General features: G+C 72.3%; 18 protein-coding genes. 10 read left to right on the top strand and 8 right to left on the bottom strand.

Features of this window, described 5'->3' with window-relative positions; translation table 11 throughout:
* Complete coding sequence (locus OG842_RS17170; protein ID WP_266730636.1) at nucleotides 1-585, top strand: hypothetical protein; 585 nt, start codon at nucleotides 1-3, stop codon at nucleotides 583-585.
* 25 nt (nucleotides 586-610) lie between these two features.
* On the opposite strand, the gene OG842_RS17165 is transcribed toward OG842_RS17170, so the two are convergent.
* Complete coding sequence (locus tag OG842_RS17165) at nucleotides 611-1,720, bottom strand: citrate synthase 2 (RefSeq protein ID WP_266730634.1); 1,110 nt, start codon at nucleotides 1,718-1,720, stop codon at nucleotides 611-613.
* A 220-nt stretch (nucleotides 1,721-1,940) separates the two neighbouring features.
* Here OG842_RS17165 and pdxH point away from each other — a divergent pair, with 220 nt between their 5' ends.
* Together pdxH and OG842_RS17155 are read left to right on the top strand one after the other, a co-directional pair.
* On the top strand, nucleotides 1,941-2,573 hold the full coding sequence (gene pdxH / locus OG842_RS17160) for a pyridoxamine 5'-phosphate oxidase (RefSeq protein WP_266733643.1): 633 nt from the start codon (nucleotides 1,941-1,943) through the stop codon (nucleotides 2,571-2,573).
* Between the two features lie 353 nt (nucleotides 2,574-2,926).
* Nucleotides 2,927-4,285, top strand: coding sequence for a PAS domain-containing protein (locus OG842_RS17155; RefSeq protein WP_266730632.1), 1,359 nt, complete (start codon nucleotides 2,927-2,929; stop codon nucleotides 4,283-4,285).
* 46 nt (nucleotides 4,286-4,331) lie between these two features.
* Here OG842_RS17155 and OG842_RS17150 read toward each other — a convergent pair whose 3' ends face one another.
* The gene (locus OG842_RS17150; protein ID WP_266733642.1) at nucleotides 4,332-5,087 is read right to left on the bottom strand and encodes an SIS domain-containing protein; all 756 of its coding nucleotides are present in this window, start codon (nucleotides 5,085-5,087) and stop codon (nucleotides 4,332-4,334) included.
* A gap of 214 nt (nucleotides 5,088-5,301) precedes the next feature.
* Here OG842_RS17150 and OG842_RS17145 point away from each other — a divergent pair, with 214 nt between their 5' ends.
* Both OG842_RS17145 and OG842_RS17140 read left to right on the top strand, forming a co-directional pair.
* Nucleotides 5,302-5,994, top strand: a complete 693-nt coding sequence (locus OG842_RS17145; RefSeq protein ID WP_266730631.1) for a metal-dependent transcriptional regulator — start codon at nucleotides 5,302-5,304, stop codon at nucleotides 5,992-5,994.
* A 755-nt stretch (nucleotides 5,995-6,749) separates the two neighbouring features.
* Entirely contained in the window at nucleotides 6,750-7,643 is an 894-nt protein-coding gene (locus tag OG842_RS17140) for an alpha/beta fold hydrolase (RefSeq protein ID WP_266733641.1), read from the top strand.
* 95 nt (nucleotides 7,644-7,738) lie between these two features.
* Here OG842_RS17140 and OG842_RS17135 read toward each other — a convergent pair whose 3' ends face one another.
* From OG842_RS17135 to OG842_RS17125, 3 genes are read right to left on the bottom strand one after another with little or no spacing between them, the layout of a single operon-like run.
* On the bottom strand, nucleotides 7,739-9,391 hold the full coding sequence (locus tag OG842_RS17135) for a transporter (RefSeq protein WP_266730630.1): 1,653 nt from the start codon (nucleotides 9,389-9,391) through the stop codon (nucleotides 7,739-7,741).
* Nucleotides 9,388-10,227, bottom strand: a complete 840-nt coding sequence (locus OG842_RS17130; protein WP_266730629.1) for an ABC transporter ATP-binding protein — start codon at nucleotides 10,225-10,227, stop codon at nucleotides 9,388-9,390. Before OG842_RS17130 ends, OG842_RS17135 begins: the two co-directional genes overlap by 4 nt.
* 41 nt (nucleotides 10,228-10,268) lie before the next feature.
* Nucleotides 10,269-10,940, bottom strand: a complete 672-nt coding sequence (locus tag OG842_RS17125; protein ID WP_266730627.1) for a bifunctional DNA primase/polymerase — start codon at nucleotides 10,938-10,940, stop codon at nucleotides 10,269-10,271.
* A 353-nt stretch (nucleotides 10,941-11,293) separates the two neighbouring features.
* Here OG842_RS17125 and OG842_RS17120 point away from each other — a divergent pair, with 353 nt between their 5' ends.
* Together OG842_RS17120 and OG842_RS17115 are read left to right on the top strand one after the other, a co-directional pair.
* Nucleotides 11,294-12,676, top strand: a complete 1,383-nt coding sequence (locus OG842_RS17120; RefSeq protein ID WP_266730625.1) for a transcriptional regulator — start codon at nucleotides 11,294-11,296, stop codon at nucleotides 12,674-12,676.
* Between the two features lie 185 nt (nucleotides 12,677-12,861).
* Nucleotides 12,862-14,430: a hypothetical protein gene (locus OG842_RS17115; protein WP_266730624.1), complete on the top strand. Its 1,569-nt coding sequence runs from the start codon at nucleotides 12,862-12,864 to the stop codon at nucleotides 14,428-14,430.
* Nucleotides 14,431-14,537: 107 nt separating this feature from the next.
* Here OG842_RS17115 and OG842_RS17110 read toward each other — a convergent pair whose 3' ends face one another.
* Nucleotides 14,538-15,818 carry an ABC transporter substrate-binding protein gene (locus tag OG842_RS17110; RefSeq protein WP_266730622.1) on the bottom strand — a complete coding sequence of 427 codons (1,281 nt, stop codon included), beginning with the start codon at nucleotides 15,816-15,818 and terminating at the stop codon, nucleotides 14,538-14,540.
* Between the two features lie 174 nt (nucleotides 15,819-15,992).
* Here OG842_RS17110 and OG842_RS17105 point away from each other — a divergent pair, with 174 nt between their 5' ends.
* Together OG842_RS17105 and purU are read left to right on the top strand one after the other, a co-directional pair.
* Nucleotides 15,993-16,439 (top strand): SCO4402 family protein, encoded by a 447-nt coding sequence (locus OG842_RS17105; protein WP_443064064.1) that lies wholly within the window; start codon nucleotides 15,993-15,995, stop codon nucleotides 16,437-16,439.
* A gap of 28 nt (nucleotides 16,440-16,467) precedes the next feature.
* Complete coding sequence (gene purU, locus OG842_RS17100) at nucleotides 16,468-17,346, top strand: formyltetrahydrofolate deformylase (protein WP_266730618.1); 879 nt, start codon at nucleotides 16,468-16,470, stop codon at nucleotides 17,344-17,346.
* A 19-nt stretch (nucleotides 17,347-17,365) separates the two neighbouring features.
* Here the strand turns inward: purU and OG842_RS17095 are convergent, their stop codons facing one another.
* Both OG842_RS17095 and OG842_RS17090 read right to left on the bottom strand, forming a co-directional pair.
* Nucleotides 17,366-18,733, bottom strand: coding sequence for a zf-HC2 domain-containing protein (locus OG842_RS17095; protein ID WP_266730616.1), 1,368 nt, complete (start codon nucleotides 18,731-18,733; stop codon nucleotides 17,366-17,368).
* Entirely contained in the window at nucleotides 18,730-19,305 is a 576-nt protein-coding gene (locus OG842_RS17090; RefSeq protein WP_266730615.1) for an RNA polymerase sigma factor, read from the bottom strand. The genes OG842_RS17095 and OG842_RS17090 overlap by 4 nt, the downstream gene beginning before the upstream one ends.
* A gap of 257 nt (nucleotides 19,306-19,562) precedes the next feature.
* On the opposite strand from OG842_RS17090, the gene OG842_RS17085 reads away from it, so the two are divergent.
* Nucleotides 19,563-19,937, top strand: coding sequence for an STAS domain-containing protein (locus OG842_RS17085; protein WP_266730613.1), 375 nt, complete (start codon nucleotides 19,563-19,565; stop codon nucleotides 19,935-19,937).
* Nucleotides 19,938-19,952: the final 15 nt, after the last annotated feature.

Here is a 19,952-nt window from a genome sequence, read left to right as displayed (position 1 = left end):
GTGGGCGACTACTTCCAGACCATCGTCGACCTCGACGCCACCGAGCAGGACGCCGAACGGCTCGCCGCCGGGCTCCTGGACCGGCTGATCGCCGACGGGATCGTCGCGGCCGAGCGCACCGACTGCGTCCTCGGCGGGGACGGCCACGGCAACCCGCCCGGACCGCACTACGCCAGGGCCGTCGACGACCCGGAACCGGTCGAGCTCTGGAGCAACGGCCTCCACATCACGACCGGAAGAACCGTCTTCGACAGCGGCCAGGGCGAGCCCGGGGCCGCCACCTGCCCGCTGTGCGCCGCCGAGACCCGCCTGGTCGACGACACCTGGACCCCGGTCGACGGCGCCTGGGAACCCTTCGCGGGCCGGTTCGCGGACTGGGAGAAGGGCGGCGAAGGAGCCGTGGAATGCCCCTCCTGCCACCGGCCCTCCGGCATCGACCGATGGAGCTGGGAGGACGACTACTACGCCTGCGGGCAGCTCGGCCTCACCTTCTGGAACTGGGCCGAGCTGACCCACGACTTCGAGCAGGAGGTGCGGCGCCACCTCGGCGGACACCGCACCGTCACCCTCCGCGGCAAGCTGTAGGGTCCCCTCCGCCCGGAACCGGCGCTCAGTTCCCCAGATCCGCGAGCTGGTCGTACCCCTCGATCTCCCGCGGATCACGCGAGCCCGGACCCACGTAACGCGCCGAAGGACGTACCAGCCGGCCCGTCCGCTTCTGCTCCAGGATGTGCGCCGACCAGCCCGCCGTACGGGCACACGTGAACATCGACGTGAACATGTGCGCCGGAACCTCCGCGAAGTCCAGCATGATCGCCGCCCAGAACTCCACGTTCGTCGCCAGCACCCGGTCCGGGCGCCGCGCGTGCAGCTCCTCCAACGCGGCCTTCTCCAGCGCCTGCGCCACCTCGAAGCGCGGCGCGCCCAACTCCTCGGCCGTACGCCGCAGCACCCGCGCCCGCGGGTCCTCCGCCCGGTAGACCCGGTGCCCGAAGCCCATCAGCCGCTCGCCCTTGTCCAGGGCCTTCTTCACGTACGCGGTGGCATCGCCGGTCCGCTCGATCTCCTCGATCATGCCGAGCACCCGGGACGGCGCACCACCGTGCAGCGGACCCGACATGGCGCCCACCGCACCCGACAGCGCCGCCGCCACATCGGCGCCGGTCGACGCGATGACGCGGGCGGTGAACGTCGAGGCGTTCATGCCGTGCTCGGCGGCCGACGTCCAGTACGCGTCGACGGCCTTCACGTGCTTGGGGTCCGGCTCGCCCCGCCAGCGGATCATGAACCGCTCGACCACGGAGTTCGCCTTGTCGATCTCGCTCTGCGGGACCATCGGCAGCCCCTGCCCGCGCGCCGACTGGGCGACGTACGACAGCGCCATCACGGCGGCCCGCGCCAGATCGTTGCGGGCCGTCTGCTCGTCGATGTCGAGCAGCGGCTTCAGACCCCACACGGGGGCGAGCATCGCCAGCGCGGACTGCACATCGACCCGGATGTCCCCGGAGTGCACCGGGATCGGGAACGGCTCGGCCGGCGGCAGACCGGGGTTGAACGCCCCGTCGACCAACAGGCCCCAGACGTTGCCGAACGAGACATGGCCGACGAGATCCTCGATGTCGACACCCCGGTAACGGAGCGCACCGCCTTCCTTGTCCGGTTCGGCGATCTCCGTCTCGAACGCGACGACTCCCTCTAGTCCCGGTACGAAGTCGGACATGGCGGCTCCCTCGGTCGACGGCTCTGCGCGGGCCACAGCGGCCTGCCTCAGATACTGGCGGGTCACCCGGGACACGGGGAAGCGTGACATCCGGCACAGGACCTCGAATCGGCCCCGCTCCCGAGCCACCCTCCTTGCCGGGCCGGGCCCGCCGCTGCGGCAGGATGACCCCGTGCCCACCGCAGATTCACCCTCCGATTCCATCACCGATCCGGCCGCGATGCGCGAGCAGTACCGCTCCGAGGGCTTCACCGAGGACACGCTGGCCGCCGACCCGATGCAGCAGTTCGCCCACTGGTTCCGGCAGGTCGCCGTCGGCGGGCTGCTCCACGAGCCCAACGCCATGGTGGTCTCCACCGCCACCCCCGAGGGCCGGCCCTCCTCGCGCACCGTGCTGCTGAAGAAGTACGACGAGCGAGGCTTTGTCTTCTTCACCAACTACGAATCCCGCAAGGGCCGCGAGCTGACCGCCAACCCGTACGTCTCGCTGCTCTTCCCCTGGCACCCGATGGCCCGCCAGGTCGTCGTCACAGGCCGGGCGGACCGCGTCGGCCGCGACGAGACGGCCGCCTACTTCCGCACCCGCCCGCACGGCTCCCAGCTCGGCGCCTGGGCGAGCCCCCAGTCGACGGTGATCGGCTCCCGCGACGAGCTGCTCGCCCGCTACGAGGAGCTCGCGGCCCGCTACCCCGAGGGCGAGCAGATCCCCGCGCCCCCGAACTGGGGCGGTTTCCGCGTCGTCCCCGACACCATCGAGTTCTGGCAGGGCCACGAGAACCGGCTGCACGACCGGCTGCGGTACGTACGCGAGGAAGGCAGCGAGGACTGGCGCGTGGAGCGCCTCTGCCCCTAGGGCCCTTTGGACATGCAGAGACCCGCAGGCTCTGGTCCCTCCTTGCGGAGGAGCCGGCCGGACTTACCGGCGAGCCTGCGGGTCGGTGACTGCTTGGGATTGGCCGACGACCGGCCTGCACTGCAAAGAGCGCGACAACGGGCGTCAGCCCGCAGCCACCTCACGAGTCCGAGAAGAAATCACTTCCGGAACACCTCCTTTCTTCGCTGGCAGCAGCCTAGGAACGTCCCCGGCACCGCACAAGCGAATTAATGTGCCGGTCGATTTCCGGGAAGTCGGTGTGTGCTGGGTCACCTTCGAGTTCAATGGTCTGACGTGCGGAAATGCCGGATGCGTCCTGCGGGGGGTACGGGGTGAGTGCGTCGACAAGCAGTGGAACGGCCGAGGCGCTCGGGCCCGACGAGGGGCCGGGGGCGGGGCTCGGGGCCGAGTTGCTCGCGGCGTTGCTCGACGGGATGGACGCCGCGCTCTGCGCGTTCGACGCGGACGGCACGATCACCCACTGGAACCGCGAGGCCGAGCGGATCCTGGGCTGGTCCGCCCAGGAGGCCGTGGGGCGGCCCGGGTTCGCCGGATGGGCGGTGCGGCGGGCGGACGCGGTGGAGGTGCAGGGGCGGCTGATGGCGGCGATGGATGCGCCGGGGCGCCGGGTGCATGAGTTCGCGCTGCTGCGGAAGGACGGCGGGCGGGTGCTGGTGCGGACCCAGGCGGCCGGGGTCCGGGGCGCGGACGGCAGACCGGCCGGGGTGTACTGCGCGTTCAGCGAGGTGCATGCGCAGATCGATCTGGAGCGGTCGATCGCGCTGAGCGAGGCGCTGTTCGAGGACGCGTCCTGGGGTGTGGTGCTGGTCGACGCGGATCTGCGGCCGACGATCGTCAACGCGCACGCGGCGCGGGCGCTGGGCGGCGGCCGTACGACGCTGCTGGGGCGCCCGCTGGGCGAGCTGATCGCGCAGGGCGTCGAGGATCTGGAGGGCGCGTTGCAGCATGTGCTCGCCGAGGGCGCACCACCGGCGCCCGCCGAGCTGTGGGTGACGCTGCGGACGGCGGAGGGGCAGCGGCGGCGGTGCTGGCGCAGCGGTTTTCTGCGGCTGGCCTCGCCGCTCGCCGAGGAGCCGGTTCCGCTGGGGGTGGGCTGGCTGTTCCAGGACGTGACGGCGGAGAAGCTGGCGGGGCAGGAGGCGGACCGGATGCGGTTCCGGTCGAACCAGCTGCACCGGGCCTCGCGGTCGGCGTCCGAGTGCGAGGACCCGATGGAGGCGGCGACGTCGTACCTGGACTACGCGCTCGCGGGCTTCGCGGACCATGCGCTGGTCGATGTGGTGGCGGGGGAACGGCTGGTGCGGGTGGCGGCGACGCCTGCCGGTGAGCCCGGGCCGTGTCTGCCGGTGGCCGGCGGTTCCATACCGCTGCGGTACGCGGCGGGGCACCCGGCCCTCCAGGCGGTGGACCGTACGGGGTCGGTGCGGGCGAGCGCGGGTGCCGGGGCCGGGGCCGAGGTGTGGGCGGCGGAGCGGCAGTGGCCGGGCGACGCCGTGCACGCGCTGTGCGCGGTGCTGCGGAGCCGTGGGCGCACGCTGGGCGTGGTGACGTTCCTGCGCTCCGCCCACCGCGCCGCCTTCGAACGCCCCGACGCGGCGTACGCGGAGAGCGTGGCGGTGCGGGTGGCGGCGGCGGTGGACCTGGCGCAGGTGCTGGCGACGACGAGGTGAGGGGCGCTGCGGGGCCCGTTACCCGTCGCCGGTCACCGGTGCGCTTCTACTGGCGGTAGAAGATCCGGTCCCCGTACTCGGTCATGACCCGGCCGTTCCATTCGTGGCCGCCGTCGACGTTGCCCGAGCGCAGCAGGGGCGGTGTGATCCCCCGGGCCACCAGCTGCTCCGTCGCGGCGGCCATCATGGCCTGCATCAGCGCGCTGGTGACGACCGTCGACGCGGGGGCGAACGGTGCCTCGATCCCGTCGAGCGTCAGCTCCGCGTCGCCGATGGCGATCTTGCTGTCGAGCACGATGTCGCAGTGGTCCCGCAGGAAGCCGCCCGAGCTGTGCCGGGAGCGGGTGCCGTCCGCGTACGCCACCGATGTCACGCCGATGACCTTCAGGCCGAGCGCCCGCGCGTTCAGCGCCATCTCCACCGGGAGGGCGTTGCGTCCGGAGAGCGAGATGATCACGAGGACGTCGCCGGCCGCGGCGGGGCTGGAGTCCAGCACGGCGCCCGCCAGTCCGTCGACCCGTTCCAGCGCGGAGCCGAGTGTCGCGGGCATGACGTCGACGCCGACCGTCCCCGGTACGGCCATCAGGTTCATCAGGGCGAGGCCGCCCGCCCGGTAGACGACGTCCTGCGCGGCGAGCGAGGAGTGTCCGGCGCCGAAGGCGAAGAGCCTGCCGCCCGCCTCGACGGTGTCGGCGATCGCGGCACCGGCGGCCGCGATGTTGCCGGACTCCTCGTCGCGTACCCGCTCCAGCAGGCCGATCGCTGCGTCGAAGAACTGACCGGCCAGCTTGCTGTCGCTCATCGAGGAGCCCTTTCCGGCGGGGGAAGTGTTCATGGGTGTCCGTGCCGCGATCACGTTGCGGTCTGGACCAGTGACATGTCAATACCGCCTGCCCGGCTCCGCCGCACGGTGTTCGACCGGCCCGGCACGGTTGTCGGCGGTATGCGTCAGAATTGGGGGAGGGCCAGCGCGCAGCGCTTACGACGTTTTCCTGTCACAGCATCGAGGGGCACGAATGTCCGGACTGATCGACACCACGGAGATGTATCTCCGCACCATCCTCGAACTCGAAGAGGAAGGCGTGGTCCCCATGCGCGCCCGGATCGCGGAACGGCTGGACCAGAGCGGTCCGACGGTCAGCCAGACGGTGGCGCGGATGGAGCGTGACGGCTTGGTGCAGGTCGCGGGCGACCGGCATCTGGAGCTGACCGACGAGGGGCGCCGCCTGGCGACGCGTGTGATGCGCAAGCACCGGCTCGCCGAGTGCCTGCTCGTCGATGTGATCGGCCTGGAGTGGGAGCAGGTCCACGCCGAGGCGTGCCGCTGGGAGCATGTGATGAGCGAGGCGGTGGAGCGGCGGGTGCTGGAGCTGCTGCGCCACCCGACGGAGTCGCCGTACGGTAATCCGATCCCGGGCCTGGAGGAGCTGGGCGAGAAGGCCGAGGCCGACCCGTTCATCGACGAGGGCATGGTGAGCCTGTCGGAGCTCGATCCGGGGGCGGACGGCAAGACGGTGGTCGTGCGCCGGATCGGTGAGCCGATCCAGACGGACGCCCAGCTGATGTACACGCTGCGGCGGGCGGGTGTGCAGCCCGGCTCCGTGGTCAGCGTGACCCAGTCGCCCGGCGGTGTGCTGGTCGGCAGCAGCGGTGAGGCGGCGGAGCTGGACACCGAGGTCGCCTCGCACGTGTTCGTGGCCAAGCGCTGAGAGTCTCCCTGCGGGGAACCACTGCCGTCCGGCGCCGCTGAGGGGGCGCCGGCCGGCGGGATGCGGTCGAGCGGACGCCCGGCGGCCGGATCCCCGCTGTCGGGGCGCTGCTTGGCCGGATTTCGCGGCCGGGGCGCCGCCGGAGCATTGAGGCGGCTCGTCCGCCGCCTGTTTCCGTCCGGAATGGCAGCGCCCGGACGGATCCCGTGCCAGGCTGTGGCTGAGGCATACCTGAGAGTGTCGGCCACCTGGCCGCGCGGTCGGGGAGGGAGCAGGCGCATGCGCCCGTCGTACTGGCAGGTCCGGCAGGTCCGGCACGCGTACCGGAGGGTGGTCGCCGAGGTTCCGGCCGCCCGTGAGTCGTGCGCCGGTGCCCATGAATCGCACACTGCTGCCCCTGGAACCGGAATCAGCGCCGACGGCCGCCGATGCGCATCGCCGTCGGTGGCTTTCCCGGAAGCAGAGGGCCCCGGCGCCGCGCGGCGCCGGGGCCTGTCCTCCCCTGTTTCGACCTGGAGCCCCGAGCTCTCGAGGTCGATCCCCACGGGCCCTCATCCCCGAGTGGCCCGCCTCCCGGAGAAGGTCTCCCCTCCGCCACCGCGGTCAATCCTTGGGGCCGGTCACTCGAACGAGCGGTGTTGGGTGGCAGAAGCCAGTTTTCGAATACAAGTTCGATAGTCTGGCGTGACGCGGCCAGGCGGCGATCGAGCAGTGATCAAGCGGTGATCGAGGACCAGAAGGGGGTGCCAGGACATATGGTGCGGCGCATCGATGTGACCGGGACCGACGGCGTACGCCTCGCGGCCTGGGAGTTCGCCGACCCGCCCAAGGGGCGCACGGAGGGCGAGCGCGCCTCCGGGGTCTTATTGCTCCACGGCCTGATGGGCCGGGCCGCGCACTGGGCCTCGACCGCCCGCTGGCTCACGGAGCGGCACCGGGCGGTCGGCCTCGACCAGCGCGGGCACGGCCGCAGCGACAAGCCGGCCGAAGGCCCGTACACCCGGGATGCGTACGTCGCCGACGTCGAGGCCGCGATCGAACAGCTCGGCCTCGCCCCCGTCACCCTCGTCGGGCATTCGATGGGGGCGCTCACGGCCTGGCAGCTCGCCGCCAAACGCCCCGATCTCGTCCGGGCCCTGATCATCTGCGACATGCGGGCCTCCGCTCTGGGCGCGGCCTCGCAGCGCGAGTGGGAGGACTGGTTCAAGTCCTGGCCGGTGCCGTTCGCGACGCTCTCCGACGTACGGAAGTGGTTCGGCGAGGACGACCCCTGGGTGGAGCGGCCCAACCCGGCCCGCGGCGAGTTCTTCGCCGAGGTGATGGCCGAGCGGGCCGACGGCTGGCGCCCCGTCTTCTCCCGCCGCCAGATGCTCCGGTCCCGTGCGACCTGGGTGTTCGACGCGCACTGGGAGGAGCTGGCGCAGGTCCGCTGCCCGACCCTGGTGCTCCGCGGGCTCGACGGCGAGCTGGGCCGGGCGGAGGCCCAGGAGATGGTCCGCGTACTGCCGCGAGGGCAGTACGCGGAAGTGGCCGACGCCGGCCATCTCGTCCACTACGACCAGCCCGAGGGCTGGCGCGCGGCGGTCGAACCTTTCCTGGAGCAGTTCGCCGAAGACCCCCAGGAGGAGCGCGAGCCCGTCTTGCCGTGACGGGATGACGGGACGGGCCGCCGTGACGAGCGGTGCGGCCGCCGCCCGGGGGCGGCCGGGCGGCGGCCGCCCTCGACCCTCGCCCGCCTCGGCCCTCAGCCCTTGCTGACCGCCGCCAGGATCTCCGGGAGCCGGTCCGCCGTGCGCGGGGCGGCGGCCCGCAGCCCCGCCCAGGCGATCAGCGCCCCGTACCCGGCCCCCACCGGCAGCAGCAGCCACAGCCACTGCTCGTGGTCCGCGACGTGCAGCCAGATCGTCACCGCGATCAGCGGTGCGCAGAGCAGCCCCGCCGAGACCATGCCGCCGAAGATCGAGATCCAGGCGAGCCCGGCCTGCCCCGGCGCCACGTTCTTGAACGCGCCGTCCTGCGGGATCGAGTACGGGAAGTTCGCCGAGGCCACCGCGCCCGTCGCCAGCATCCCGCCCAGCAGGGCGAGCGACAGCCCCATGACCTCGGGCAACGCGGCCCAGTCGTCGAGCATCGCGGCGGTCACCACCGTCACCACGATCGTGTAGGGCAGCGTGATCAGCAGCAACGCCAGCGCCCGCGCCCGCAGTTCCAGATAGGCGTCCCGGGTCGAGGAGATCGTCAGCGCCACCATCCAGAACGCGGAGGTGTCCTGCCCGAACTGGTTGTACATCTGGATGCCGAGCATCCAGGCGGCGAAACAGGCGAAGTAGACCGAGCCGGTGCCCTGGAGCGCGTTGAGGACCGGCACGATCAGCCCGATCGCCAGCGCCGTGGTCCAGGCGGCCTTGGTCTTCGGATCGCGTGCGATGTACCGCAGACTGCGCTCCATCACCGTCCCGGTGCGCCCCTGGGGCAGCAGCGCGGCAAGCGCAGAGCGGCCCGCGCCGCCCTTGCCGGCCTTCTCGCGGCCCGGACCGGCGGCGGCCAGGGTCGAACCGTCCGGGGCCGTCATCAGCTTCACCAGACTCCGCTGCCACAGCCACAGCAGCGCGGCCAGCGCCGCGACGGAGAGCAGCAGCTGTACGGACGCCTGCCCGTACGAGCCCCGCGACGCCGAGTCCACCGCCCCGATCGCCGAGGCGGGCGGCAGCCAGCGCACCACGTCCGCGGCCGGGTCGAGGGCGGACAGCCCGCCGGCCCGGCCGAGCCGCTGCGCACCGAAGTTGACGACCTGGAAGCCCACCGCGATCACCAGCCCGCTGAGCACCGCGAGATCGCGGCCCTTGCGCGATGTCAGCAGCCGGGTGTTGGCCGTGGCCACGGCCCGTGCCAGCGCCACGCACACCAGCAGCGCGAGCGGCGCGGCCACCACGGCGAACACCGCGCCGGCCGCCCCCCGCGCCACCGCGAACACCGACCCGGCCGCCAGGCAGAGCGTGAACAGCGGACCGATCCCGACCAGTGAGGACGCCAGCAGCGCCGAGACCAGCGGGCGCGGCCGCAGCGGCAGCATCACCAGCCGGCTCGGGTCGAGGGTCTCGTCACCGCTGGGGAAGAACAGCGGCATCACGGCCCAGCCGACCGCCGCCACCCCCGCCAGCAGCACGACGAGGGACGCGACGTGGGCGTGCCCGTGCAGCGCGGTCAGCCCGAGCAGCAGGCCCGCGGCGCACAGCAGGGTGACGACGACGGAGGCGATGTACGCGGCCCGCCGGCCGGCCGACTGCCGCAGCCCGTTGCGCAGCAGGGTCAGCTTCAGCCGTACGAAGACGGGGACGAGGTTCTCGCCCGGGGGCCGGCCGGGGGCGGCCCCCACGGGGGCGTCGAGCACGCTCATCGCTTGCCGTCCAGCCAGTCGAGGGAGCCGTCGGTGGCGCGGGAGCCGGCGCCGACGAGTTCGAGGAAGGCGTTCTGCAGCGAGGGTGCGTCGCCGCGTACCTGGGCCAGGGTGCCCTGGGCCCGGATCGTGCCGGCCGCCATGACGGCCACCCAGTCGCAGAGCGACTCGACGAGCTCCATCACATGGCTGGAGAAGACGACGGTCGCCCCCGAGCGGGTGTACCGCTCCAGGACCTCGCGGATGGTCTGCGCCGAGACCGGGTCGACGCCCTCGAACGGCTCGTCCAGGAACAGCACTTCGGGGTTGTGCAGCAGCGCGGCCGCGAGCCCGATCTTCTTCCGCATGCCGGTCGAGTAGTCGACGACCAGTTTGTGCTGGGCGCCCGCCAGGTCGAGCACATCGAGGAGCTGGGTGGCCCGCTTGTCGACCTCGGCGCCCGGCAGCCCGCGCAAGCGGCCGGTGTACCCGAGGAGTTCGCGCCCCGAGAGCCGCTCGAAGAGCCGCAGCCCCTCCGGGAGCACGCCGATCCTGGACTTCACCTCGACCGGGTCGCGCCACACGTCGTGGCCGGCGACCTCGACCTTGCCCTGGTCGGGGCGGAGCAGTCCGGTGACCATCGACAACGTGGTGGTCTTGCCCGCGCCGTTGGGGCCGACCAGGCCGATGAACCTGCCCGCGGGCAGCTCCAGATCGATCCCGGCGACCGCGGTCTGTTCCCCGAACCGCTTCCACAGCCCCTGTACGCGAACGGCGGGCTTCGCCTCCCCGGCTCCGCCCGCCTCTTCCGCCCCGTCCGCCCGTACCGTTCTGTCGGTCTCTGCGCGGTCACGCATGATGCCTCTGCCTTTCGGTGGCCCCGTGTTCCGGGACCAGCCTACGAAAGGGCCTCCCTGAAGAGGCGGGCCCGCGCGGCGGCGGCTTCCCTGGCGCAGGCGTAGGCGAGCGGGCTGATGAGCTCCTCCGCGTCCGGCAGCCAGCGGTTGGCGGGGGTGGGGCGGCGGGCCCACTGCACCGCTCCACGGGCGCCGACCCGGGTCGGCGGACCCGTGACGTAGTGGCCCTCGCCGCGGCCGACCAGATCGATGGCGGCGGCCCGCCAGCCCAACTTCCGTACCAGCTCGTTCGACTTGGCCGCCGCGCCCGGCAGCACGAAGAAGAACATCCGACGGTCGGGGCTGCAGGTGACGGGGCCCAGCGGCAGGCCCATCCGTTCCATCCGGGCCAGCGCCAGGAAGCCGGCGGACTCCGGTACGTCGATCGCGTCGAAGCCGCGGCCGGTGGGCAGCAGGATCGACGCCTTGGGGTGCCTGGACCACATCCGGCGGGCCGCGGCCCCGCTCCCGGTCGCCTGGCCCGCCCAGTCGGGGCCGGTGGGGTGGGCGCCGGGGGCGGCGCAGCCGGCGTCGCCGCAGGAGCACCGCTCGGTCCCCTCCGCCGCCTCCAGCCAGGTGCCGGGGCACACGTCCCAGTGCCGCTCCTCCGTGTACCGCACCGCCGCGTCGAGCAGTTGCTCGCTCCGCTGTTGGGGGACCTTCGCGGCTTCCATGACTCCGACGGGCTCTTCGACTGCGATCGGCTCTTCCACGCACAGCACAACTACGGCCAACACCCGGGGTTACGGGGGTGGCGGCTGCGGTCGCGGCGTATCGATCCGGCACGCGGGGCGCATGGATGCATGGGCGGGGGCGCGCGTGAGGCGGTGTCGGGCAGGGCGGGTAGCCACATACGGGCAACCGCCGGATAGTCGTCGTGCGGGTCCGGAACGGTCGGCCTCAGTCATATGCCGACATGAATGGCAAGGAACACGACGCACGTGACGAACACGATGAATCTGTGCATTTTCCGCGTATTCGCCGGGCAGTGATCGGCTCAATGATCACTGCGGCCTCAGGGGGAAACATGGCAGCCAGGCCTCTCGTCGCCCGCCAGCCGAACGAACGGCTCCAGGCGCTCATTCAGGAAGCCGGAAGCTCCAACGCCGGCCTCGCCCGCCGCGTCAACATGGTCGGCGCCGAACGCGGGCTCGACCTGCGCTACGACAAGACGTCCGTGGCCCGTTGGCTGCGCGGACAGCAACCACGCGGCAGGGCACCGGGAATCATCGCCGAGGCCCTCGGCCGCAAGCTCGGCCGTACGGTCACGATCGACGAGATCGGCATGGCCAACGGCAAGAACCTGGCGTCCGGCGTCGGCCTCCAGTTCGCCCCGACCGTGATCGGCGCGATCGAGCAGGTCTGCGAGCTGTGGCGCAGCGATGTCGGCCGCCGCGACTTCCTGTCCGGTTCGGCGGTCGCCTCGTCCGCGCTCGTCGAACCCAGCCGTGACTGGCTGATCACCGGCGCCGACCCGCAGGTGGCACGAGCCGCCGGGGCCCGGGTCGGGATCTCGGACGTGGAGGCGGTGCGGGCGATGACGACCGCGCTGGTCGACCTCGACCACCGGTTCGGCAGCGGACATGTACGGCCGGTCCTGGTGCACTACCTGAACAGCGTGGTCTCCGGGCTGCTCTCCGGGGCGTACCGCGAATCGGTCGGCCGGCAGCTCTTCGCGGCGGTCGCCCGGCTCACCGAACTCGCCGGGTACATGGCGGTCGACACCGGCCAGCCGGGGCTCGCCCAGCGCTACTACATCCAGGCGCTCCGCCTGGCCCAGGCGGCGGGCGACCGGGCGTACGGCGGTTATGTGCTGGCCGCCTCGATGAGCCATCTCGCCGCGCAGCTCGGCAACCCCCGGGAGATCGCCCAGCTGGCGCGGGCGGCGCAGGAGGGCGCGCGCGGGCGCGTCACCCCGAGGGCGGAGGCGATGTTCTACGCGGCGGAGGCACGCGGTCACGCCCTGCTCGGCGACGCCCGCACCTGCCAGGCGGTGACGGGCCGGGCACTGGCCGCCATGGAGCGGGCCGAGCCGGGCACGGGCGACGACCCCGACTGGATCGCCCACTTCGACCGCGCCTACCTCGCGGACGAGCTGGCGCACTGCCACCGCGACCTCGGCCAGGCGGAGGCCGCCGCGCGCCGCGCGAAGGAGTCCCTGGCCGGCCACCCGGAGTCCCGGACCCGCCGCCGGGGCATCGGCCTGGTGCTGCTGGCCACGGCCCAGGTCCAGATGCGCGAGGTGGAGCAGGCCTGCCACACGGGCACGCGGGCGATGGAGCTGCTGGGGTCGGTGCGCTCCAGCCGGGGAGCGGAGTATCTGGACGATCTGCAGCAGCGGCTGATCCCGTACGGGGACGAGTCGGCGGTGCGCGAATTCGGTGCCCGGCTGGAGCTCCAGGCGGCCTGACCGGGGCCGGGGACCGGGGACCCGGCCGGTGGACGTGTCCGGGTGCCCCTTAACTGCGTCTTGAGAGCGCTGAGCGTTACAGCGCTTGTGAAGGGCTGGTGAGTGACAGCACACGCTTGGCGGACGGCGGCAACCACCCGATAGCGTGAGCCGACGATTCCGTAGGTTTACACGTAGGAGTCCCGGTGACGCAGAGCGGACAGGGTGACGAGCAGCAGCTCCCTGCTGTACGGCCCACGCACGAGGGTGTCGTGCTGCCCGCAGGTGGCGGCGAGCCCTGGATACCAGGGGGGCCCGCGGATCAGGCCGCTCCGGCGGGCGGCCAGCCGTGGGGGCAGCCCTGGGGGCCGCAGTCGGCGCACCAGGACCCCTCGCAGCAGCACCACCAGCCCCAGGGGCAGGGGTCGTACGGGCAGGGGCAGTACGGCCAGGCGCAGCCGGGGCAGGGGTACGGGCAGCCGTCCGCCCCGCAGCACCCCCAGATGCCGCAGGCCCAGCCGCTGCCGCCCGTCCAGCCGCAGCACATGCCGCAGCACATGCAACAGCCGCCGCACCAGCCCCAGCCGATGCAGCAGCAGATGCAACAGCCGCAGCACCAGGGGCAGCAGCCGCAGCAGATGCAGCAACAGCCCCAGCCGCCGCAGTCGTTCGCGCAGCCGCTGCCGCCCGAGGCCGTGCCCGGGATGAGCATGGGCGGGGACGCGGAGGCCACGCAGTACATCGCGCCGGTGCCCGGTGGGCCCGTGCCGGGCGGGCTGCCGCCGGAGAACCCCGCGGAGTCGACGACGTTCCTCGGCCACGGGGGGCCGCAGCAGCAGGCGTACCAGCAGCAGCCCGGCAACGGCGGTGACGCCGAGGCGACCCAGTACATCCCGCCGGTCCCCGGCGGCACCCCTTACGGCATCAGGCCCGGAGCCCCGGGCGACCGGCAGCCGCCCGCCGAGTTCGACAACCTGTTCCGCAGCGACGAACCGGCCGGCGCCACCCAGCAGATGCCCCAGCTCGACCCCCGGCAGCAGCATCAGGGCGCCCCGCCGCAGTACCAGGGCGCCCCGCAGGCCCAGCACTCCGCGCAGGCCCCGTACCAGCCGATGGGCGAGGAGCCGCAGCAGCCGCGCAAGAGGCGGGCCCACGTCACGCTCATCGCGGCGGTCGTGGCCGGCTGCGCAGTCGTCGGGCTCGGTGCGGGTGCGCTGCTGAGCGGCGGCGACGACGAGAAGGGCAAGGACGACAAGCAGGCGGTCGCCGCGGCGAGTTCACCCGCCGGGGAGCCCTCCACGCAGGCCGCCGCCGATCCGGCGAAGCCGCAGGCCGAGGCGCTCGACAAGCTCCTCGCGGACAGCAACAACAGCCGTGCCGCGGTCATCGGGGCCGTCGAGAAGACCAAGAGCTGCACGGATCTGGACCAGGCCGTGACCGATCTGAAGGGCGCCGCCCAGCAGCGCCGCGATCTGGTGACCCGGCTGGAAGAGCTGTCCGTCGACAAGCTGCCGGACCACGCCCGGCTGACCACCTCCCTCACCAAGGCGTGGCGGGCCTCCGCCGCCGCCGACGAGCACTACGCCGCCTGGGCCGAGCAGGCCAAGAACGGCAAGAAGGTGTGCAAGCACGGAAGGGCGCGTACGACCTCCGAGACGCAGGCGGCCACCCAGCAGAGCGAAGAGGCGAGCAAGCAGAAGCAGCAGGCGTCCGGGCTGTGGAACTCGATCGCGGCGAAGTACGGACTGACCCGGCGGGCGGCCACGCAGCTCTGACGGCACGTCCCGGCGGCGCCCGTCCCGCGCATCCATCAGGGTGCTGCGAATCGGGACGGGCGCCGTGAATCCGGGCAGGTGTCGCGAATCCGGGCGGGTGGTGCGGGTCAGCGCGTCGCGCTGGCGTCCGACAAGGTCTTCGAGACGTCCATGAAGCCCTTCCGGTCCGCGACGAGCCGGCCGTTCCGCACCACCTGATACGTCACCCTGGTGTTGACGATCCGGGGGTACGAGGACGAGCCCAGCACGTCCGTGAAGCCCCAGCGCAGCACCGGGGTGAGCCCGCCGGTCCCGGCCGCGGTCCCCTTGTTGAGGGCGGAGGTGAGCTTCCAGGGGGTGATCTTCGGGGAGTCGATCGACTTCACGAGCTCCTTCAGCACGGTGTACGCGATCCAGGTGGTCTGCACGCCCGTGTCGTCCGGGTCGATCCGGTTGTCGCCGAAGGCGTGCTCGCGGATCACTTCGCGCATCGGGTCCCAGCGGGCGTCGCCCGCGTCCGGGTACCAGCCGGTGATGTACGCCCCCTCGAACGGGCTGTTCCGGCCGCCGGTGCTGTCGATCAGCGGCTGGTCGACGCTGCCCAGCACGGAGGAGATCCGGACGCTCCCGTACGACGGTTCGAGCCGCCGGAAGGAGTCGAAGAAGGTCTCCGTGCGCTTCCCGAGCACGGCCGTCACACAGCCGTGGGAGGCCCCCGCCGCCCGGAGCGCGGGCGCGGCGGCCCCGTCGTACGAAGTGGCCGACTCCGGGGCCCGGATGTCGGCGGGCGCGGGGCGGCCGGCCTCGGTGAGGCCGGTCCTGAGGAGCCAGGCCTGGCCGTCGCCGCTCAGGGTGTCGGGCCGGACAACGGACACCCGCTCGCAACTCCGGGCCAGCTGCCGGGCGTTGCCCGCGAGCAGGGCGGGCTGACCGCCGTTGACCGGGAAGGAGTTGTAGCTGCTGAGCTCTTCTTCGGAAGCGCCGTAACCGCCGATGTAGGGGATTCCGGCGGCCTCCAGCGGCGACATGAACGCCGTCCCGTGCCGGCTGTACGAGCCGACGACCGCCACCGCCTTCTCCTTGACGGCCAGCCGGGCGCAGTTCGCCGCCCCGATCGAGGTGTCCTGCTCGTCGCAGGTGACGACGCGCAGCTTGTGACCGTCCAGCCCGCCGTCGGCGTTGGCCCAGCGGGCATAGGTGCGGGCCATGGCGGTCATGCCCGCCATGTTCACCGTGTCCGGCCCCGCGACCCCGCTGGGGGCCCAGGTCAGTACGGTGACGGGCTCCCTGGAGCCCCCCGTGGCCCCAGGGAGTGCGCCGCAACCGGTCATCAGCAATGCCCCGGCCGCCGCCGTACTTGTGAGGAGCTTGTAGGGGCGGGAGGAGGTGGGGCGTCGCCATCCGGTCATGGGCATGAACATTTCCGGCCGCGGGGTAACGCCGCAGTGTGCTCCGCTCAACGCTCGGTGACATCCGGGTGAATTGCAGGGGGCGATGCGGGCGGCGGAAAAGGGAACGTACGATCGATGACCGTGCAGCAAGGTTCGGAGAACTCTTCCCGTCGCGGCCGTCGCTCCTCCACCATGGGCGGCATGCCGCTGAATGACATGCCTTGGTGGCGCTGGCGCAGCAACGTGCGCTCGGCGCTGCACATGCTCTCCGACCCCGTCTTCCACCACGAGTGCTGGCTGACCGGCCTGGAGGGGTACGGCGACGTCACCGACGCCGTGTACCGCCTGGTCGAGGACACCTGGCTGGACAACTGGTCCGCCGAGAAGTACATCGGAACGATCTTCCGCGACACCGACGAGGCCGCTCTCGTCGACGTCGCCGTGCTCCGGGTGCTGCGCATCATGCACCAGGTCGGCGCCGACGCCCCCGTCTCCGCGTATCTGGAGCACCACGGCTGGCAGGAGGCCGTCCGGGCCGCCCGCGAGGCCCATGTGCTGCTCGCCGGCAACGACGGCGAGGACCCCGACACGCCGCCGCGCTCCCTCGACGTGCTCCGCATCATGACCAGGTCGGCCTGATTCCGGGCCGGTGTGGCACGCTACGGGGATGACCGCGCCGCAGCCTGCCGACACCGCCCCCGAGCAGTACGTCCTCACTCTCTCCTGCCCCGACAAAAAGGGCATCGTGCATGCCGTGTCGAGCTATCTGTTCATGACCGGCTGCAACATCGAGGACAGTCAGCAGTTCGGCGACCACGACACGGGTCTGTTCTTCATGCGGGTCCACTTCTCGGCGGACGCCCCGGTGACCGTGGAGAAGCTGCGGGCCAGTTTCGCGGCGGTCGGCGACTCCTTCCGGATGGACTGGCAGATCCACCGCTCCGCGGAGCGGATGCGGGTCGTGCTGATGGTCAGCAAGTTCGGGCACTGCCTCAACGATCTGCTGTTCCGTTCCCGGATCGGGGCGCTGCCGGTCGAGATCGCCGCCGTGGTCTCCAACCACACGGACTTCGCCGAGCTCGTCGCCTCGTACAACGTTCCCTTCCGGCACATCCCGGTGACCAAGGAGACCAAGGCCGCCGCGGAGGAGGAGCTGCTGGAGCTGGTCCGTGCGGAGAACGTCGAGCTGGTCGTCCTCGCCCGCTACATGCAGGTCCTCTCGGACGACCTCTGCAAGCAGCTGAGCGGCCGGATCATCAACATCCACCACTCCTTCCTGCCGAGCTTCAAGGGCGCGAAGCCGTACCACCAGGCGCACGCCCGTGGTGTGAAGCTGATCGGTGCGACGGCGCACTACGTGACCGCGGACCTCGACGAGGGGCCGATCATCGAGCAGGAGGTCGAGCGGGTGGGCCACGGCGTCACGCCGGACCAGCTGGTCGCCATCGGCCGCGACGTGGAGTGCCAGGCGCTGGCGCGGGCCGTGAAGTGGCACGCGGAGCGCCGCATCCTGCTCAACGGCCGCCGCACGGTGATCTTCGCGTAGGACCCCACCGGGAGAGGTGTCACAGGCGGCTCAGCGAGGCCGCGGCGCACAGCACGTCGTGGATGGCCTCGCGGTCGCCCTCCTGACCGGCCGCCGCCTCGACCGGCGGCACGTGCCCGGCCACCAGCTGGCAGAACTCCACCCCGTCCAGCGCGACCTGCGCCACGGTGTGCGCGGGGGAGCCGAGCGCGGCCGGGGAGTCCAGCGGGATGTACCAGTCGCCGCCGCCCGAGCCCTCGACCTCCAGATGCAGCGAACGGCCCGGTGCCCCGGCCGTCACCAGCTGCCGGGCGGGCCCGGCGAGACCGGTCCTGCGGCGTTCGGCGAGGACGGCGGGCAGCAGCCGGGCCGCCAGGTCGATCATCCGGTTGAGGTGGGCGGCGGACGGCGCCTCGTACGGATAGTCCACCGCCTTCGCGATGTCGCCGCCGTGCACCCAGCACTCGAAGGCCCGGTCCAGCAGGGCGTCGTGCATCGGCAGGGCGAAGTCCCCGTACGAGACGGAGAGCTCACGGACCCCGCGGCCGGCGAAGGACACCGTACGGATGAGGGTGTGGCTCTGCGCGCGCCACGGCTCGTGGACCGCGCGGGTGGGCGGCCGCCGCGCGGCGGACCAGTACTTCTCGGTGCGTGCGGCGGGGGAGAGCGGCCAGTCGGCGCCCCGGCCGAGGGCTCCGTCGCCGAGCGGCACTTCGAGGTCGAGGGCGGCGCCGATCAGTCCGTCGACGGCCATGAGATGACCGATGACGCCCGCGACCGTGGTCTTGCGGCCGGCCTCCTGCTCACCCTCGAACCACTTCAGGCGCACCGGCGCGTGCCACTCCGAGCTGCCGATGTCACGGAGCAGCGCGTCGAGCCGCGCGGTCTCCGCGTCGTACGGGGAAGCCCAGTCCGGCACCGGGATGTCGGCCGGGCGGCGGCTCAGGCAGGCGTCGATCACCCGGGTGCGCAGCGTCGGGTCGAGGTCCAGGCTGCGGTCGGTGTGCAGCAGCCCGACCGCGTCGCGCAGCCGCAGGGCCTCGTCCGCGCAGGCGGCGCACTCGGTCAGATGCGCCTCGACGGCCTCGGTCTCCTCCGCCGAGCAGGCCGCCAGGGCCCACGCGCCGAGGAGCGCCTTGAGGACGCGGTGTGCCGGCACCGGCGGGTCCGATGGGTCCGGCGGGTCCGACGGGTCCGATCGGTCCGGTGGTGCCACGGCGGTTTCCGGTTCCGGTGTCGTCGGCGGTGAGGCCGGTCGCGGCTCCTCGGGCGGGGTCGCGGGGACGGGCGGCGGCAGGGGTACGGCGGAGAGGTCGAAGTCGTCCGCGGCGGCACGGGGGCCCGGTATGCGCGGCGCGCCCCGCACCTCGTCGTCGCGTCCGTCCCCGCGTCCGTCGTCGCCGGTCACAGGGGCCGTCCGTATCCGGGCGGCGACGTCCCTTCGAGCGGGCGGGTGTGTGCGGTGGAGAGCAGTTGCAGACCGAGCCGGAGCCGGCGGCGGGCCTCGTCCTCGGTGACCCCGAGGTCGGCCGCGGTCTGCCGGTAGTCCCGGCGCTGGATGTACGCGAGCTCCAGCGCGGCCCGCAGCGGGGCCGGCATGGCCGCGACGATGTAGTCGGCGCGGGCCGCGACCGTGGCCCGGTGCACCCGCTCCTCCAGGCCGCCCCCGTCCTCGTCCGGGCCATCGAGGTGGCCGTGCTCCTCGCGCAGCCGCCGCACGGACTGGCGGTGCGTGAGCCGGGCCACCCAGGAGCGCATCGAGCCCTGCTTGGGGTCGTACGCGTCCGGGTTCTCCCACACGTAGCCGAAGACCTCGCGGGTCACCAGGTCGGCGGCGGTCTCGTCGTCCAGCATCCGGTGTGCCTGACTGTGCACCAGCGAGGCGAACCGGTCGTAGAGCTCACCGAGAGCCGCCGCCTCACCGCGTGCCAGCCGCTGCTGCATCTTGCGGTCCCAGCGGGGCGGTGCGTTCCTGGTCATGCGACCCCCGACCTGTTTCCTCTGCTCTGTTCCCCTCGTCACATCGAATGTAGTCGGCGGTGTCGGCCGTGCACGTCCCTTTACGGCAAGTACGCCCCTGAAAAGGCCCGGGATGATAGTGAAGTGACCATTTCTGTCTGAATCCGCCTGTGTCCTGACAGGCCGTTCGGTGTTTCATGAGGGTGCGGCCGGGGCAGCCGCGAGAAGGAACGGAAACTTCCGGATCGTCGGAATCCCCGGAACGAGAGGTCGGTCGCGTGACTTTGAGGGTGGCCGAGACCGTGCAGGGCGAATGGACCGTACTGCACATACGCGGCGAGCTGGATCTGCTGACGTCGCCCGTGGTGCGCCAGTCCGTCCATGACGCGGTCGCCGTCGGCCGCCACGACGTGGTGCTCGACCTCTCCGAGGTCCTGTTCTGCGATTCCAGCGGGGTCGGCGTGCTGATCGCCGCCCGGCGGCTGATGCGTTCCTGCGGGGGCCGGCTGCGGCTGATCCTGCCGGCCCGGGGCGCGGAGGAGGGCTCGCACGTCAACCGGGTGCTCGCCGCCCTCGGTGTACGCCGGCTCTTCGACGTCTACCCCGACTGGGACACGGCCGTCGACGACCGGGCCCGGCCGCTCTCCGCGTGAAGCCGCTCCGCGACG

Origin of the sequence: Streptomyces sp. NBC_00376, assembly GCF_036077095.1 — a bacterium.
GTDB lineage: Bacteria > Actinomycetota > Actinomycetes > Streptomycetales > Streptomycetaceae > Streptomyces.
Note: the sequence above shows the minus strand (reverse complement) of the source record. Positions and strands in the feature narration are given on the sequence as shown.